The sequence below is a fragment of the Filimonas zeae genome, assembly GCF_014641615.1.
Taxonomy (GTDB): Bacteria; Bacteroidota; Bacteroidia; order Chitinophagales; family Chitinophagaceae; genus Filimonas; species Filimonas zeae.
Map to the genome: position 1 here is coordinate 727,546 of NZ_BMIB01000003.1, position 17,616 is coordinate 745,161.

Sequence of the window (17,616 nt, forward strand, 5' to 3'; positions counted from 1 at the left end):
GATACCTACATTTGCAGCATGAGCACTAACCAGATACAATCGTTAATACAGGCTTCAATAGATGTTAAGCAACAGCTGCTTGCCGATGAAAAAATACTGTCGGTAATTGCTGCTTCGGTGGATGCTATTACCCGGTCTTTTGCCAACGGCAATAAAGTATTGTTTTGCGGTAACGGCGGCAGCGCAGCAGATGCACAGCACCTGGCAGCGGAATTTTCAGGACGTTTTTATAAAAACCGGAAAGCACTGCCGGCAGAAGCATTGCATTGCAATACATCGTACCTGACTGCGGTGGCCAACGATTATAGCTACGATGTTATTTATGCCCGGTTGGTAGAGGGTATTGCGCATAAAGGCGATGTGCTGATTGGTTTCAGCACCTCAGGTAATTCTGCCAACGTGGTAAAAGCACTGGAAGTAGCCAGAAGCATGGGCGTTATTACGATAGGATTTACCGGAGCAGCAGGTGGCGCTATGAAAGAGCTGAGCGATTATCTGTTTAACGTACCTTCTTCCGACACACCGCGTATACAGGAGTGTCATATTCTGATAGGCCATATTATCTGCCAATTGGTAGAAGCCAATCTTTTTACTGCATGATTACAGAAGCTATAATACTGGCGGGTGGCCTGGGTACCCGCCTGCGCAGCGAAGTGCCTGAACTGCCCAAATGCATGGCGCCTGTAAACGGCCGCCCCTTTTTGCATTATGTAATTCAGTGGTTACAGGCGCAGGGTATAACGCGCTTTGTATTTGCCCTGGGGTATAAACACGATTATTTTCTGGATTTTCTGAAAGCCACCTTACCGGAAAGCGCTTATGTAATTGCCACAGAAGATGAGCCGTTAGGTACCGGAGGGGCCATTGCCAACGCCTGCAAACAGGTACAAACACACACGGTGCTGGTAACCAATGGCGATACGCTGTTTAAGGGAGATATACCGGCACTGGATCAGTTTCATACCAGCAAGGCAGGCGCCTGTACACTGCTGCTGAAACCGATGCAGCAGTTTGACCGGTTTGGTGTGGTGGAAACAGCTACAGATGGACGTATTACCAGCTTTAAGGAAAAACAGTACTACGAGCAGGGCCTGATTAATGCAGGCATGTTTGCGCTGAATGTACCGGCTTTTACAGCGGAAAACCTACCCGCAAAATTTTCCTTTGAAAAAGACTATCTGGAAGCTTTGTACCCGCAACGGAGTATGTACGGGCTGGCCCAGGACGCTTATTTTATAGATATTGGCATACCGGAAGACTACCGGCGGGCCCAAACAGAACTGGCATGATTGATAAAAGCTGGACTTTATTTTTAGACAGGGATGGTGTAATTAACCCCGAAAAAGACAACGACTATATTCTGCATGTAGGGGAATTTAGTTTTTACGATGGTGTGCTACAGGCTATGCCGGTGTTTAGCCGCTTGTTTGGCACTATTGTGCTGGTGACCAACCAGAAAGGCATAGGAAAAGGCCGTATGACTGAGGCTGACCTGGCGGGTATTCATAGCTATATGGTAACGGAAATTGTGAATAACGGCGGACGGCTGGATAAAATTTATTTTGCGCCTGACCTGGATGCTGATGCTTTTAACCGGAAACCCAACCCCGGCATGGCCCATCAGGCAAAAGCAGATTTTCCGCAGATTGATTTTACCAGAAGTGTAATGGTGGGCAATAAGTTAACGGATATGCAGTTTGGCAGAAACGCTGGTATAGCACATACCGTATTTCTGGCAACCACCAACCCGGAAACACCCTTTCCACACCCATTGGTAGATGAGCGGTTTAACAGCCTGGCTGCTTATGCCACCCACCTGGAGGCGCTAACAAAAGCCTAAAATAGGCAGCTGTATACCATAACTACCTCTGTTTTCGTTTAACCTTGTAACTTAGGCATTGCATGAAACATTTTTTGTATTTAGCGGCATTTCTGTTTCTGTTAAGCACAGGAACTGCCTTTGCCCAACACCTTACGCCCGAAAGCCGGAAGCAGTTAGCAGCAGCAGAAGATACGCTTAAAGTACTGGGCCGTAAAATGATACTGGACAGCACTGCCACCCGCCGTTTTGCGGCAGACAGTATGTTTATACGCCGGCTGGTACAGACGTTAAAAGTGCCTTACTCCTTTGATTATCCTTTTGATTCTATCCGGCATGTTTCGCGCCTGTATGCGCCGGACAGCGCTTTTCGTATAATTACCTGGCAGTTTGAAAGAGGAGAAGATTTTCACCGGCAGCGTGGTGCTATTCAGATGAACACACCCGATGGCAGCCTGAAATTGTTTCCGCTGATTGATATGTCGGATTACACCGATAACCCCTTCGATTCGGTACGTACTAACCTGAACTGGATTGGTGCTATCTATTATAAGATGGTGCTGAAAACCTTTAATGATCGTAAGTTTTACACCTTGCTGGGACTGGACGATCATAACGGCAAAACCACCCGTAAATGGATTGACGTGCTTACGTTTGACCGCACAGGACAGCCCCGTTTTGGCGCCAGGGTGTTTGCCTATAAGAACGATGAAATTAAACCTAAGCAGCCGGTTACCCGCTTTTGCCTGGAGTATAAAAAAGATGCACGCGCACGCATGAACTATGATGAAAGCATGGACATGATTGTATTTGAGCATCTGGTAAGCCTGAATGGCAATACCGACCACCGGAACCTGGTACCCGATGGTGATTTTGAAGCGTTTAAATGGAACAATGGACGCTGGGAGTATGTGGACAAGGTATTTAATTTTAAACTGCAGGACGGCGAGGCGCCTATACCTATGCCGCTGAAAGATTACCAGGGAAAATCGAACGAACGCATGCTGGATGAGCAGTCGATTAAAAACATGCAGCGCGACCAGCCCCCTGCCCCTGCTAAAAAGCCCTCGGAGCAGAAAAAGAAATTACAGAAAAGTCAGCGTGCCGACCCTACACAGGAAGGTGCTAACTAATTTTTTACAGGCAGAAAACGGACTGCCATAGGGTTGTCAGTGGCCGGTTTTTACTTTGTTGTATCAAAGCGATAACAAATAAAAACCAACGAATATGACTATGCAACACGCTGACACCGCTACCGAAGTAAAAACGTTTGTAAACGCAGAAAACCTGCTGAACGAGTGGGTGGGACACCGCCGTCTTACCCGCCGGGTAATTGAAGCTTTTCCGGAAGATATTCTGTTTACCTACCGTGTAGGCACCATGCGCACCTTTGCAGACATGATGAAGGAATTACTGGATATTGGCGCACCTGGTATTAAAGGTATTGTTACCGATAAGTGGGAAAACAATGGTTTTTCTGAACACACTTTTACTCCTGAGCAGAAAAACAAAGCTTACCTGCTGGAGCAGTGGGATTTAGCTACAGAAGAAATTATCAACTGGTTTGCCCGGATAAGCGAAGCCCGCTTTCAGGAAACCGTAGTTGCCTTTGGTGCTTATGAAGGCCAGGTGTTTTCAACTATCCTGTACTTTATTGATAACGAAATTCACCACCGTGCTCAGGGTTATGTGTACCTGCGCAGCCTGGGTATAGAGCCGCCAGCTTTCTGGAACAGGAACTAATAATGAATTCGCACATACTTGAATGCACTCCTTACGGGGTGCATTTTTTATGGTACACCCATAAAAAAAGCCCTGCGTTTTGCAGAGCTTTTATATCTTATGGAAAAGAGACATTAATCCAGTTTCAACACCGCCAGGAAGGCTTCCTGTGGTATTTCTACGTTACCAATCTGGCGCATACGCTTTTTACCCTCTTTCTGTTTTTCCAACAGTTTACGCTTACGGCTGATATCACCACCATAACACTTGGCAGTAACATCTTTACGCATAGCGCTGATGGTTTCGCGCGCAATAATTTTAGCACCTACTGCCGCCTGAATGGCAATCATAAACTGCTGACGGGGTAACAATTCTTTCAGCTTTTCGCACAGCTTACGGCCGAAGTCCTGTGCACGGCTGCGGTGAATAAGGGCGCTTAATGCATCCACTTTATCGTTGTTCAGCAGAATATCCATCTTCACAATATCCGCTTCACGGTAACCAATAGGTGTATAATCGAAGGAAGCATATCCACGGGTTCCACTTTTCAGCTTATCGTAGAAGTCGAATACGATTTCTGTTAACGGCATTTCAAATACCAGTTCTACCCTGGTAGCGGTAAGGTAACTCTGGTTTAAAAGAATACCACGTTTACCCAGGCAAAGCGTCATGATATTGCCAATATAATCCGGTAACGTAATAATCTGTGCGCGGATGAAAGGCTCTTCAATTCTGTCAATTTTTACAGGATCGGGCATTTCGGCCGGGTTGTTTACGATGATTTTTTCATCACGGGTGGTATAAGCAATGAAGCTTACGTTGGGAACGGTGGTGATTACGGTTTGGTTAAACTCGCGCTCCAGACGTTCCTGTATAATTTCCATGTGCAGCAGGCCCAGGAATCCGCATCGGAAACCAAAGCCTAATGCCTGTGAAGTTTCAATTTCGTAGGTAAGAGAAGCATCGTTCAGCTGCAGTTTTTCCATGCAGTCGCGCAGTTCTTCAAAATCCTCTGTTACAACGGGGAAGATACCGGCAAATACCATTGGCTTTACTTCCTCAAAACCCTGAATAGCTTCACCCGGGCGGGAAGTGAGGGTAATGGTATCCCCTACTTTTACGTCTTTGGCATTTTTTATACCGGTAATAATGTAACCCACATCGCCGGCTTTTACCTCATTACGCGGTTCCAGTCCCAGCTTCAGTACCCCAATTTCTGCCGCCTCGTACTCAGCTCCGGTAGCCACAAAGCGAACCTTGTCGCCTTTACGGATAACGCCGTTGTAAATACGGAAATAGGCAATAATACCACGGAAACTGTTGAACACGCTATCGAAAATCAGCGCCTGCAGCGGTTCTTCTGCATTACCTTCCGGTGCAGGAATGCGCGCTACTACTGCTTCCAGAATTTCTTCAATACCAATACCGCTTTTACCGCTGGCAAGGAGAATATCTTCGTCTTTACAGCCGATAAGTTCAATTATCTGGTCTTTTACCTCGGGAATCATAGCGCCGTCCATATCAATTTTGTTGATAACGGGTATAATTTCCAGATCATTGCCTATAGCCAGGTACAGGTTACTGATGGTTTGTGCCTGAATGCCCTGTGAGGCATCTACCAGTAATAAAGCGCCTTCGCAGGCAGCCAGCGCACGGCTTACTTCATAGCTGAAGTCAACGTGGCCGGGAGTATCAATCAGGTTAAGTGTATATTTTTCGCCTTTGATGATGTATTCCATTTGAATGGCCTTACTCTTAATAGTAATGCCTTTTTCGCGCTCCAGGTCCATATCATCCAGTACCTGGTTCATCATGTCGCGCGCACCGATGGTTTTGGTGTGTTCCAGTAAACGATCCGCCAGGGTACTTTTCCCATGGTCAATATGCGCAATAATGCAAAAATTCCGGATATGCTTCATATGGCGGCAAAGATAGTGGATAGTTTGGAGTTAGGAGTTTGAAGTTGGCAGTTGTAAGCCGGAAGTTTTGAGTTAAACAGCTTATTTTGAATTTTTTGCCTTTAGCCGCACCCGGGAGTAAAAGCAGACATAAAAAAAGTCCATAGCAATTAACTATGGACTCCTTTCTGTATGGATAAAGCTGTTATTTCTTAACTCCCAACTTCAAACTCCCAACTGTAAACTCACTTCTTCAGCGCTTCAATAATGGCTACAAACTCATCTACAACCAGAGATGCGCCACCTACCAGGCCCCCATCTACATCGGGCTGGCCAAAAATTTCCTGTGCATTGGCTGCTTTTACGCTACCACCGTACAGGATAGAAATGTTGTTGGCTACTTCTGCGCCGTATTGCTTAGCCAGTTCTGCACGGATAAAAGCGTGCATTTCCTGCGCCTGTGCGCTGGTAGCTGTTTTGCCGGTGCCGATTGCCCAGATGGGTTCGTAAGCAATAACCACTTTCTGAACCTGCTCTGCACTCAGGTGATATAAAGAAGCTTTCAGTTGTGCGCCTACATAATCGTTCTGCGTGTTTTGCTCGCGTATTTGTAAAGGCTCGCCGCAGCAGAAAATAGGTTGCAGGCCGGTTTCCAGTACAATATTTACTTTTTCTGCCAGAAACTGGTCAGATTCTCCAAAATACTCTCTTCTTTCAGAGTGGCCCAGAACTACCCACTGAATGCCCAGTGATTGCAGCATTTCTACAGAAGTTTCGCCGGTATAAGCGCCTGCTTTTTTGTTGTAGCAGTTTTGTGCGGCAATAAATACCTGCTGTTTACCCGCTATTTTTTGCTGTGCGGAGGCCAGATATGGAAAGGGTACTGCAAAAATCACCTGTTGGTTACTGCCCGGTGCGGATACTTTACCCAGTATGCCATCTAATAAAGCCTCGCCCTGTTGCAGGGTCAGATTCATTTTCCAGTTCGCTGCAGCTATCTGCTTTCTCATATTAACTATTTATAGATCAATGTAAGGGCCAAAAGTAACTAAATATTGGCCTTATGCTACAGCTGGTGTAAAACGGGTTACATAAAAATAATGGGGTGTGCAGGATAAAATATTACATTTGCAACATTGTTACAAACGAAACGGTGAAACTACAACGCAGATTACAGCTACTTCTGGCAACGGGTATGTTGCTGCTGTACGGGTTTATTGCAACCCCGGTAGCGTTCTGGCATCACCACACGGGAGACAGTTCTTCCACCTGCTTTAAAAATAAAATGCCGGGTGATAAAATTGTGAAATCCGGCCATGGCTGTAGTATCTGCGGGCATACCTATACCCCATATATAGCTACGGAGGACGTATGCCGTACGAACGTTCAGGTAATATACATACAGCATCATACTGGTTTTACAGCGGGTGTTGTGCCTGCTTTACTGCTGCAGTGTAATACACGTGGCTCTCCCCTTTTAGCGTAGTCTTTTTTATAACCCCATTATCTTATCTGTTCACACAATCTGTATGTAATATAGCAGAACCAGCATACTGCCGGTTCGTGCTATGGGCATACTGCAATTATTCATACATCTATGCCAGTAATTTTAGAAGCGGTACAGCTTACCAAACAATACCAGGAATACACCGCGTTGCGACAGTTATCTTTAAGCATCGACACCGGTGAAATTTTTTGTCTGCTGGGCCAGAATGGTGCAGGTAAAACCACTACCATTAATTTATTCCTCGGATTTCTGGAGGCCAGTGAGGGTAAAGCACTGATAAACGGTATAGAAGTGCGGCCCAATAGTAATGCTACCCGGCAGCATATTGCCTATATACCAGAGGTGGTACAACTGTACGGCAACCTCAGTGGTATTGAAAACCTGGATTTTTTCAGCCGGCTGGCTGGTTTTACTTACAGTAAACAGGAACTGGCTGCTTTTTTACAGAAAGCGGGTTTACAGCAGGAAGCAAATAGCAAACGATTAGCGGCTTATAGTAAGGGTATGCGCCAGAAGGTAGCTATTGCCATTGCGCTTGCCAAAAATGCAACGGTTATTTTTATGGATGAGCCTACCAGCGGCCTGGACCCCAGGGCTACGGCTGAGTTTACTGCTATTTGCAAAGAGCTGGCAGCTGCGGGTAAAACCATTTTTATGGCTACACACGACATTTTTAATGCGGTAAACCTGGGCTCGCGTATAGGTATTATGAAGCAGGGCAGCCTGGTACATACTGTACATACCAGCGGTATCTCTGCTACAGAATTGCAGCAATTGTATCTGGAAACTATTTAACAGTACCCCTTCAACAACACATGAAATTAAATATGTAGATACGCTACCTACATTTTTTAAAAGAAGTACATGAATGAGATAAAAATAATTGCCGGTCATTTTTTAAAGATCACTTTCCGCAGCAGAATGCTGGTGACTATTTATGCGGTATGGTTACTACTGGTTGTATTTGCAGCTTTTACCGGTTATAGTACCTATACTACTCAGAATACGCTACGCACACAATTGCAACAACAGGCCCGGCAAAGCTGGGAAGCCAACCCGGATAAGCATCCGCACCGGATGGCGCATTTTGGCAGCTTTGCATTCCGCTTAAAACATCCGTTAAGCATGTTTGATTATGGTATGGAAAGTTACACAGGGAATGCGGTGTTTCTGGAAGCACATAAGCAAAACACGGTCAACTTCAGCGAAGCAGGTTTTAGTACCGGGTTATTACGGTTTGGAGAAATAAGTTTATCGGTGCTGGTGCAACTGTTGCTGCCGTTGGTTTTGTTTTTTCTTGGCTTTCATACAGTAGCCCGGCAAAAGGAAAATGGTACTTTAAAAATTGTATTGAGCCAGGGAACCGGATTGGGTGCGGTAATATGGGGTAATAGCCTGGGGCTGTTTGTTTTGTCTGTGTTGTTTCTGCTACCCGTTGCGGTGGCAGCGTTTGTACAGATGATGTTGCAGCAACAACTACCTGCAGATGGTTTTGTAATAACACGCGGCTTATGGCTGCTATTGGTATGTATGGGTTACCTGTGGGTGGTAAGCACAGTTGCTATTTGCGTTTCTGCTTCCAGTACCGGTAGCCGTGCTGCTTTGTTAAAGTTGCTGGGTATATGGCTGCTGATGGCTATAGTGTTGCCCAAAACATTGCAGGCAGTGGGCAGTGCCGTTTATCCGGCACCGGGTAAGTTTGAATTTGAAACAGCCGTAGAGGAAGATATGCTGAAAATTGGCGATAGCCATAACCCGAAGGATGCACATTTTGCCCGCCTGAAAGATTCGGTATTAAAGGCGCATCATGCAGATTCTATACAACAGCTGCCTTTTAACTATGGAGGCTTTCAGATGCGCGAGGGTGAACGCCTGAGTGCAGAGGTATACAACCAACACCTGAAAGGTTTGTATAATACATACACCAGGCAAAACGCCATCAGCAACTATGCTGCTTTTATCAATCCTTTTATTGGCGTAAAAAATATAAGCATGGCGTTGAGTGGCACCGATTTTACTGCATACCGCCATTTTCAGAACCATGCAGAGGCTTACCGGTACCAACTGGCACAAACCATGAATGAGCTGCAGATGGAACACATCAGCAATACAGCCCCTGCAAAGGATGCCAAACCATTGAGTATTGGAAAAGAACACTGGACAGCATTTCCTGATTTCCGGTATACGCATCAGTCTGTTCAGGCAATAACCCAACAACAGCTACCTGCAGTAGCGGCAATTGTTATCTGGTTTTTATTTTCGTTTGCATTTATTTATTTCACCGCTGCCTCAGCAAAAGTATTGTAGCATATGTACCTATTGGCATTCAGCAATTTTATAAGAAGCAGGTCTGTTTTAATAGCTATAACCCTGTTTCTGGTAACCGGCGTTATAAGCCTGTATATAGGAAGCCGGTTTTTGCAAAAGCAGCAGGCTGCTGTGGAAGCGGTAACGCAGTTGCAGCAGGCACAGATTGAGCGCAACGTAAAAAACGTGCCGGATCAGTTTGGTTTACTGATGTATTACCTGCGTTTTGCGTATATTAATAAACCAGATCCGCTGGCCGCACTGGCTATTGGCCAGCAGGATATAAACAATTCTATTCAATACCTAACTGTTCGCGGGTTGGAAGGGCAGCGTTATGATACGGGGCTTTTTAACCCTTATAATCAGCTTACCGGCAATCTGGATCTGAGCTTTGTAATTTTGTTTTTGTTTCCCCTGCTGATTATTGCTTTCAACTTTAATGTACTGTCTCAGGAAGCAGAAGAAGGTACATGGCCGTTGGTGCGCATACAGGCTGGCAGCGCTATGCGGTTTATTGTACAAAAGCTGAGCATTCGCCTGATAGTAGTGTTGGGTTTACTGTTGATATTGCTGGCGTTAGCGGTGGTAATTGTGCCTGTTCCATTGAATAGTAAACTGCTGATGTTTAGTGTTACATCGGTATTGTATATCGTATTCTGGTTTGCGGTTAGTTTTCTTATCATAGCGCTGCGTTATAGCAGTGCCATAAGTGCATTGCTGCTGCTGAGTTGCTGGGTGTTATTATGCCTGCTGGGGCCTGCTATGGTAAATAGTTATCTTACCGCCCGTTATCCGGTACAGGAGGCTTACAGCACTTTTCTGAAGCAGCGGGATGGCTATCATACCAAATGGGATGCGGATAAAGACAAAACCATGGAGCCTTTTTTTAAACACTACCCGCAGTTTAGCAGGTATGTATGGAATAGCCCCAAATTTAACTATATGTGGTATTATGCTATGCAACAGGCGGGAGACGATGAAGCGGCCGGGGATAGTAAAGCCATGCAAAACAAGTTAAGGCAACGCCAGCAACTGGCAGAGAAGTTTGCGTGCTGGATTGCTCCCATGCAGGCACAGCTGGCACTAACAGATATTGCAGGCACAGGCTTGCAACAGCAGCAGCAGTTTCTGGATAGTACAGCAGCGTTTCATGAAAGTACTAAACTGCATTTTTACCCCCGTATATTTACAGACGGGGCGGTTAGTGCTGAAAACTGGGCGCAGCATGTACCCCGTTATTTTAAGGCAACTGCTGCCATGGTACCGCTTTTTGCTATGATGCCGCTGTTAGTATTTACTCTGATATTGGGTGCAACAGGTGTGGTAATATTCCGCCGTAAGGGGGCCGCCTATACTTTTCAGGGATAAAGGATGAAAGCGCCGGAACAGTTTGATAATGCTCCGGTGCCTGTGTTTTTACCGGTAAACTTTATTGTACTGTTTCAAATATATGCTTTAGCACAGCGGTTTCCTGGGCGGATAATGCTGCGTGTTTCATTTTTTTCCAGTTGTTTACATCCAGCAGTGCTTTTTCAAATTCGTAACGGCTGATGCCTTTGGTGCCCCAGGTAAAAGGCGCCAGCACTTTAGGTGTTAGCCCATCTCCAAAAACGTTACAGCAGGTGCCGATAACCGTGCCGGTATTAATAGAGGTATTGATGGCTGTGCGGGTATAATCGCCCATAACCATACCGCATTTAAAACCGGCCAGCACAAACTTGCCGGTGGAATGATGCCATATTTTTACTTCGCCTCCGGTATTTTTTACATTGCTGTTGCTGGTGCCCGCACCAAGGTTACACCACTCGCCTATTACTGCATCGCCTAGGTAGCCATCGTGGGCTTTATTGCTGTAGCCGAACAGAATGGCATTTTTAACCTCGCCGCCAACGGTGCAGTTGGGGCCAATGGTAGTGGCTCCGTAAATTCTGGCTCCCATTTTAATTACGCTGTTTTCGCCAATACATAACGGACCACGCAGAAAGGAGCCCTCCATTACTACGGCGTTGCGGGATATATAAATGGGGCCGGTGGAGGCGTTTAATGTAGCAAATTCAATGTTAGCGCCTTCTTCCACAAATATGAGATCGGGCCGTATCAGCTGATTGGTATGGGATAATGCTGCAGAGGTTTTACCGGCAGTTAGCAGGTTATAGTCTTTTCTGGCCTGTTCATCATTTTGTCTGAACAAATCCCAGGCAAACTGTAAACGGTTGGCGGCCTGAATGGTTTGCACATGGGTAAATTGGGGTGATAGATTTGCCAGTGAAAATGGTTGCTGGTTTACATTGATATGGCAGGCGATAATACCCTGTGTATCCTGTATAGCCTGGCCGTATGGCAGGTGCAGAATGGCATGCAGTAATTTTTCATCTGGCAGCACCCCGGCATCTACCCATATATGGGCACCTTCTTCAATAGCAGGATACAGATTTTGTAAATAACCGGCTGTGAATAAAAAAACGGGTTGATTGCTCCACAACTGCCAGCGCTGCTGCATGGTAAGCATACCCATTCTGAACGCGCCCACAGCGCGGGTTTGCGTAAGGGGCGAAAAACTTTCTCTGTCTGCCGGATCGTATAGAACTATTGCCATTGCTGTTGTTTGTAGTTGTAAAGTAAATATATGCCGCCAATTCTCCTATTTTTGCACCCCTTTTATAAGGGTGTGTAGCATGGATAGCCTGTTAAGGCACGAATTTCGTATAACCAATGATTAAGTGAGCATTACATGAGGTCAGCATATAAATTTTTATACTTATTCATCTTTTTTTTACCCGGTTTTTTCACGGCTTGCTCGCAGGCCGGAAGTAGCGATAAAGAAGAAGCTGTTGGAGCACCGGTGGAGTCTGATTTTCATTTTGCCGGGCTTACCCCGGCTCAGAAAGAATACTACCGCGGCCGTGTGGAAGCAGCGTATCATAGCATATTGGGGCCTGCCTTTAACGGCAGTGTTCTGGTTGCCAAAAATGGTGAGGTGGTTTTTGAAGATTACCGCGGTTATGCAGATTTCCGTACCAAAGAACCCATCAGCGCCAATACTCCTTTTCACCTGGCTTCTGTTTCCAAAACATTTACAGGTACTACCGTAATGCGGCTTTGGGAGCAGGGAAGACTGGCGCTGGATGATACTTTACAGCATTTTTTCCCGGAATTACCTTATCATGGTATTACGGTTCGTATGCTGCTTTGCCACCGCAGCGGTTTACCTAATTACCTATACTTCTTCGATTCGTGCTGGAACAAAAAAACAAAGGCTACCAATGTGGATGTGCTGAATTTTATGGTGGCGCATAAACCAAGGCTGGATAATACGCCCAACCGCAATTTTCATTACTGTAATACCAATTATGTGCTGCTGGCAATGATTATTGAAAAGATTACCGGCATGGCGTACCCGCAATATATGAAGGACAGCGTGTTTACGCCGTTGGGAATGACGCACAGCTTTGTATTTTCTATTAAAGATACCAGCCAGTATGTACCCACCTATATTGGAAACCGCCCCTACCCGATGGATCACCTGGATTGCACCTATGGCGATAAGAATATTTACAGTACCGTACAGGATATGTATTTATGGGATAAAGCGTTGTATGAGCATCGTTTTGTAAAGCAATCTACGCTGGATACTGCTTTTATACCGCAAAGCAACGAGCGCCGTTCCATGCATAACTATGGCCTGGGCTGGCGCCTGTTTACCAACCCCGCCGATACTATTATTTACCACAATGGTAAGTGGCATGGCACCAATACTTCTTTCACCCGGCTGGTTAAAGACACAGCGGTTATTATAGTACTGGGTAACCGGTACAACCGTAATATTTACCAGAGCAAGCGCATGGCTAATATTTTTACCGGCGGAACGGATGACACGAAGCTGGAGGAATAAGTTTTGTGTATTTTACTGTTTTATACAGTAAAGCAGATGAAACTATTATCCGCCCCGCAGATTCAGCAATGGGATGCATTTACCATTGCACAAAAAGGTATCCGGTCAATTGACCTGATGGAAACAGCTTCTGAAGCATGTGTAGCAGCGTTAACTGTAAAGTTTCCTCAGCCCCGTACACTGTTTATTTTCTGTGGCAAAGGCAATAACGGTGGTGATGGGCTGGCTATAGCGCGTATGCTTACTGGTAAAGGCTGGCATGTGCAGGTTTATATACTGGAATTTGGCGCGCCAGGTACACCGGACTTTCAAACAAATCTTCAGCGCCTGCATGGCGTTACCAATCAGATTCATTTTATACAGGACAAGAGTTTTTTTCCGGAATTACCACCCGGGTGCGTGGTTATTGATGCCCTGTACGGCTCTGGGCTTAACCGTCCGCTGTCTGGCTTACCGGCACTGTTGGTACAACATATTAATCAGTCGCGCGCAACAGTTGTAGCCATAGATGTACCCAGTGGAATGTATATACAGGCTTCCTCTAAAGGCAATACCATTATACGTGCTGCTTACACCTATACCTTTCAAGCGTGGAAGCTCTGTTTGCTGCTGGCAGAAAATGAACCTTTTACAGGTGAAGTAAGTGTGCTGAATATTGGGCTGCAGGAAGGCTTTGCAGAAAAAGCAGAGAGTAACTGGCAGATTACACTGCCGGAAGATGCTGCTGCGTTGTACCGGCCCCGTAAAGCTTTTAGCCATAAAGGCAGCTTTGGCCATGCCCTGCTGGTGGCAGGCAGCGAAGGAAAAACAGGTGCAGCGGTGCTGGCAGCCCGTGCCTGCCTGCGGTCGGGCATTGGGTTGTTAACGGTACATGTGCCCCGGAGCGGATATACAATATTACAAAGCAGCGTGCCGGAAGCCATGAGTATTACTGCATTACACGAGGAAGATGTACAACGGTATGCTGTGTGGGGCATTGGGCCGGGTTTGGGCACCAATGAGGTGGCGGTGCAGTTGCTGGACAGCCTGCTTACCTGGGCAAACGGGCGGCCGCTGGTGCTGGATGCTGATGCCTTAAATATAATAAGTACGCATACGGAGTGGTTAAAGCGCATACCTGCCGGAAGTGTACTTACCCCCCACCCCAAAGAATTTGACCGGTTGTTTGGCCCGCATGAAAATGAAATGCAACGCCTGGAAAAAGCGCTACAGATTTCTGCCACGCTGCCGCTGGTAATTATTGTAAAGGGCCACCATACGTTGGTTGCCTGGCAGGGACGCGGCTATTTTAATACCACCGGAAATGCCGGAATGGCTACCGGCGGCAGCGGGGACGTGCTTACCGGAATAATAACCGGATTGCTGGCACAATATAAAAACGGCTTTACGGCAGCTGTATTAGGTGTATATCTGCATGGGCTTGCGGCCGATCTGGCTCTGGAAAAACAATCTATGGAAAGTTTGCTGCCGGGAGATGTAACGGACACGTTTGGGGCGGCTTTCCGGCAGTTGATGGTACTACACGAAAAAGAGGCTTAGGAATAAGCCTCTTTGTAACCCTTCATAAACAATCCATACCCCTATGGATAGTTAATTTATCGTTTCCGATATGGCGAAATTAAAAAAGAATTAAAAGATTAAAAAACCCTTAAAGACCTTTTCACATTTCTTTGAGGTTTTTATCGGTGAACGCTATCGTTTTCAGCGGTTTTCCCTCGTTTTTTCGTTATCTTCCTTCTTTAACACCAATTCATTCACATTACTGATTACTTGCTCATGGAACAAACCTTATTTTATCTGGTGCCTGTAATGGGCATTGTTGGACTACTTTACACATTTATAAAATTTAAATGGGTTAGCCGCCAGGAAGCTGGCAGCGACCAGATGGTGCAGATAAGCCGGTATATTGCCGAGGGCGCCATGGCTTTTTTAAAGGCTGAATGGAAAGTGCTTTCCTATTTTGTAGTAGTGGTTGCCCTGCTGCTGGGCGTAATGGCGCAGACTAACCCCGCCAGTAACTGGCTTATTTCGGTTGCATTTGTTATAGGCGCGGTAAGCAGTGCTGCCGCCGGTTATATAGGTATGAAAATAGCTACCCGGGCCAATGTGCGAACCGCGCATGCCGCCCGTACCAGTTTATCCAAAGCATTGAATGTATCGTTTACCGGTGGCTCTGTAATGGGGCTGGGTGTAGCCGGTTTGGCTGTGCTGGGGCTGGGTAGTCTGTATCTTATATTTAAACACCTGTTTGCACCCGAAGCGGCAGCCAATTCTGAAGAAATGGTGAGGACCATTGAGGTACTAACTGGTTTTTCGCTGGGGGCTGAATCTATTGCGCTGTTTGCCCGGGTGGGTGGTGGTATTTATACCAAAGCTGCCGATGTGGGGGCAGATCTGGTTGGTAAAGTGGAGGCTGGCATACCGGAAGACGACCCACGTAACCCTGCAACTATTGCTGATAACGTAGGTGACAATGTGGGTGATGTAGCAGGAATGGGGGCCGATTTGTTCGGCTCGTACGTGGCAACTGTATTGGCAACGATGGTATTGGGACAGGAAACCATATCTTCTGATAATTTCGGAGGCTTTGCCCCTATTTTATTACCTATGCTGATTGCCGGTTCCGGTATAATCTTTTCTATACTGGGAACTTTTTTTGTAAGAATAAGTGATTCAGCCGGTATCAGCACTACGGCGGTACAAAAAGCGCTGAATATGGGTAACTGGGGTTCAATTATACTTACTGCTATTGCCTGTATTGGCCTGGTTGCCTGGTTGCTGCCGGAAACGATGGTGCTGCGTTCTTTTGAGTTTACCAAATGGGGGGTACTGGGTGCTATAGGCGTGGGTTTACTGGTAGGTACGCTCATGAGTATTATTACAGAGTATTATACGGCTATGGGCAAAAGGCCTGTAATGAGCATTATACGGCAATCTGCTACCGGGCATGCTACCAATGTAATTGGTGGGCTTGCGGTTGGTATGGAAAGTACATTGCTGCCTATACTGGTACTGGCCGGAGGCATATGGGGTTCTTATGCCTGCGCCGGTTTATATGGGGTTGCTATTGCTGCTGCGGGTATGATGGCTACCACTGCTATGCAACTGGCTATTGACGCATTCGGCCCTATTGCAGATAACGCAGGCGGTATTGCGGAAATGAGCGAGCTGCCCAAAGAAGTACGTGAAAAAACAGATATACTGGATGCGGTAGGTAACACTACCGCTGCCACCGGAAAGGGGTATGCCATTGCTTCTGCTGCCCTTACTGCACTGGCGCTGTTTGCAGCCTTTGTGGGAGTAGCCGGTATTTCGGGTATTGATATTTACAAGGCAGATGTACTGGCCTGTTTATTTGTAGGCGGTATGATTCCGTTTATTTTTTCTTCACTGGCTATACGCGCGGTGGGCGAGGCTGCCATGGCTATGGTTGAGGAAGTGCGCCGCCAGTTTAAGCAGATACCGGGTATTATGGAAGGGACTGCCAAACCGGAATATGAAAAATGTGTGGCCATATCTACCAACGCTTCTATTAAAAAAATGATGCTGCCTGGGGCTATTGCCATCATATCTCCGTTGATTATCGGCTTTCTGGCAGGGCCTGAAGCGTTGGGTGGTTTTCTGGCAGGTGCTACCGTGAGTGGTGTGTTAATGGGTATGTTTCAGAACAATGCCGGCGGTGCGTGGGATAATGCAAAGAAAAGCTTTGAAAAAGGCGTGGATATAAACGGTCAGACCTATTATAAAAAGTCTGAACCGCACAAAGCTTCTGTAACGGGCGATACGGTAGGTGATCCGTTTAAAGATACCTCCGGCCCCAGTATGAATATTCTCATTAAACTCATGTCCATAGTGTCCCTGGTAATTGCTCCTACTCTGGCGCAGATTCATCATACCCGTGGAGGAGATACGGTTGTAAAAAAGCCGGTGGTCATAAAACATCATCCTGTACGGCCCTCTTAGCGATTATTTTATTAAAAGGCGTGATTTTCTCACGCCTTTTTTGTTACCGGCCCACCTGTTTTAACATTTGTTAAATAGAAATTCTTTTATATTTGATACGAAATAGTTCGTAACATGGGAAACGTAAAAAGCACAAAACCAACAGAAGGGGAACTGGAGATACTGCAAATACTCTGGAACCGTGGGCAGGCAACAGTGCGCGAGGTGCATGAGGAATTAAGCCAGTATAAAGAAAGCGGTTATACTACTACCCTCAAATTAATGCAGATTATGTTTGAAAAAGGCACTGTAGTGCGCGATGATTCCAGCAAAACCCATATTTACCAGGCTAGTATTACCCGGGATAATACCCAGAAACAATTGCTGGGCAAAATGGTGAATACGCTGTTTGGCGGCTCTACCAGTCAGCTGGTAATGCAGGCGCTGGGCAATAGTAATACCGCCCCTTCACCGGAGGAACTGGATGAAATTCAGCGTTTGCTGGACGATTTAAAAAAGCAGTAAACTT

The 17,616-nt window shown here is 46.2% G+C and carries 16 protein-coding genes; 12 read left to right on the forward strand and 4 right to left on the reverse strand.

What is annotated here, in order from left to right; all coding sequences use genetic code 11:
• The first annotated feature begins 18 nt into the window (after positions 1 to 18).
• The 5 genes from IEY13_RS16145 (at position 19) to IEY13_RS16165 (ending at position 3,562) form a co-directional block, all read left to right on the forward strand.
• Entirely contained in the window at positions 19 to 600 is a 582-nt protein-coding gene (locus IEY13_RS16145) for a D-sedoheptulose-7-phosphate isomerase (protein ID WP_188953937.1), read from the forward strand.
• Positions 597 to 1,289, forward strand: a complete 693-nt coding sequence (locus tag IEY13_RS16150; protein WP_188953939.1) for a nucleotidyltransferase family protein — start codon at positions 597 to 599, stop codon at positions 1,287 to 1,289. The genes IEY13_RS16145 and IEY13_RS16150 overlap by 4 nt, the downstream gene beginning before the upstream one ends.
• A complete protein-coding gene (locus tag IEY13_RS16155) occupies positions 1,286 to 1,840 on the forward strand; it encodes a D-glycero-alpha-D-manno-heptose-1,7-bisphosphate 7-phosphatase (RefSeq protein WP_188953940.1) in 555 nt (184 codons plus the stop codon). The genes IEY13_RS16150 and IEY13_RS16155 overlap by 4 nt, the downstream gene beginning before the upstream one ends.
• Positions 1,841 to 1,902: 62 nt before the next feature.
• Positions 1,903 to 2,952, forward strand: a complete 1,050-nt coding sequence (locus IEY13_RS16160) for a hypothetical protein (protein WP_188953942.1) — start codon at positions 1,903 to 1,905, stop codon at positions 2,950 to 2,952.
• Between the two features lie 94 nt (positions 2,953 to 3,046).
• A complete protein-coding gene (locus IEY13_RS16165) occupies positions 3,047 to 3,562 on the forward strand; it encodes a DinB family protein (protein ID WP_188953944.1) in 516 nt (171 codons plus the stop codon).
• Between the two features lie 113 nt (positions 3,563 to 3,675).
• On the opposite strand, the gene lepA is transcribed toward IEY13_RS16165, so the two are convergent.
• The 3 genes from lepA to IEY13_RS16180 all read right to left on the reverse strand — a co-directional run bounded on the left by lepA (position 3,676) and on the right by IEY13_RS16180 (position 6,850).
• Positions 3,676 to 5,460, reverse strand: coding sequence for a translation elongation factor 4 (lepA, locus tag IEY13_RS16170; RefSeq protein ID WP_188953946.1), 1,785 nt, complete (start codon positions 5,458 to 5,460; stop codon positions 3,676 to 3,678).
• 224 nt (positions 5,461 to 5,684) lie between these two features.
• The gene (gene tpiA, locus IEY13_RS16175) at positions 5,685 to 6,449 is read right to left on the reverse strand and encodes a triose-phosphate isomerase (protein ID WP_188953948.1); all 765 of its coding nucleotides are present in this window, start codon (positions 6,447 to 6,449) and stop codon (positions 5,685 to 5,687) included.
• A gap of 167 nt (positions 6,450 to 6,616) precedes the next feature.
• Entirely contained in the window at positions 6,617 to 6,850 is a 234-nt protein-coding gene (locus tag IEY13_RS16180; protein WP_188953951.1) for a hypothetical protein, read from the reverse strand.
• Between the two features lie 186 nt (positions 6,851 to 7,036).
• Here IEY13_RS16180 and IEY13_RS16185 point away from each other — a divergent pair, with 186 nt between their 5' ends.
• The 3 genes from IEY13_RS16185 (at position 7,037) to IEY13_RS16195 (ending at position 10,621) form a co-directional block, all read left to right on the forward strand.
• Entirely contained in the window at positions 7,037 to 7,741 is a 705-nt protein-coding gene (locus tag IEY13_RS16185) for an ABC transporter ATP-binding protein (protein WP_188953952.1), read from the forward strand.
• Positions 7,742 to 7,810: 69 nt separating this feature from the next.
• Positions 7,811 to 9,253, forward strand: coding sequence for a DUF3526 domain-containing protein (locus IEY13_RS16190; RefSeq protein WP_229687891.1), 1,443 nt, complete (start codon positions 7,811 to 7,813; stop codon positions 9,251 to 9,253).
• 3 nt (positions 9,254 to 9,256) lie between these two features.
• On the forward strand, positions 9,257 to 10,621 hold the full coding sequence (locus tag IEY13_RS16195) for a DUF3526 domain-containing protein (RefSeq protein WP_188953954.1): 1,365 nt from the start codon (positions 9,257 to 9,259) through the stop codon (positions 10,619 to 10,621).
• Positions 10,622 to 10,682: 61 nt separating this feature from the next.
• Here the strand turns inward: IEY13_RS16195 and IEY13_RS16200 are convergent, their stop codons facing one another.
• Positions 10,683 to 11,849, reverse strand: a complete 1,167-nt coding sequence (locus tag IEY13_RS16200; protein ID WP_188953956.1) for a putative sugar nucleotidyl transferase — start codon at positions 11,847 to 11,849, stop codon at positions 10,683 to 10,685.
• A 135-nt stretch (positions 11,850 to 11,984) separates the two neighbouring features.
• On the opposite strand from IEY13_RS16200, the gene IEY13_RS16205 reads away from it, so the two are divergent.
• The 4 genes from IEY13_RS16205 to IEY13_RS16220 all read left to right on the forward strand — a co-directional run bounded on the left by IEY13_RS16205 (position 11,985) and on the right by IEY13_RS16220 (position 17,612).
• A complete protein-coding gene (locus IEY13_RS16205) occupies positions 11,985 to 13,145 on the forward strand; it encodes a serine hydrolase domain-containing protein (RefSeq protein WP_188953958.1) in 1,161 nt (386 codons plus the stop codon).
• A 36-nt stretch (positions 13,146 to 13,181) separates the two neighbouring features.
• Complete coding sequence (locus IEY13_RS16210; RefSeq protein WP_188953960.1) at positions 13,182 to 14,684, forward strand: NAD(P)H-hydrate dehydratase; 1,503 nt, start codon at positions 13,182 to 13,184, stop codon at positions 14,682 to 14,684.
• Between the two features lie 237 nt (positions 14,685 to 14,921).
• Positions 14,922 to 17,108, forward strand: a complete 2,187-nt coding sequence (locus IEY13_RS16215) for a sodium-translocating pyrophosphatase (RefSeq protein WP_188953962.1) — start codon at positions 14,922 to 14,924, stop codon at positions 17,106 to 17,108.
• A gap of 114 nt (positions 17,109 to 17,222) precedes the next feature.
• Positions 17,223 to 17,612 (forward strand): BlaI/MecI/CopY family transcriptional regulator, encoded by a 390-nt coding sequence (locus IEY13_RS16220; RefSeq protein WP_188953964.1) that lies wholly within the window; start codon positions 17,223 to 17,225, stop codon positions 17,610 to 17,612.
• Positions 17,613 to 17,616 lie beyond the last annotated feature (4 nt).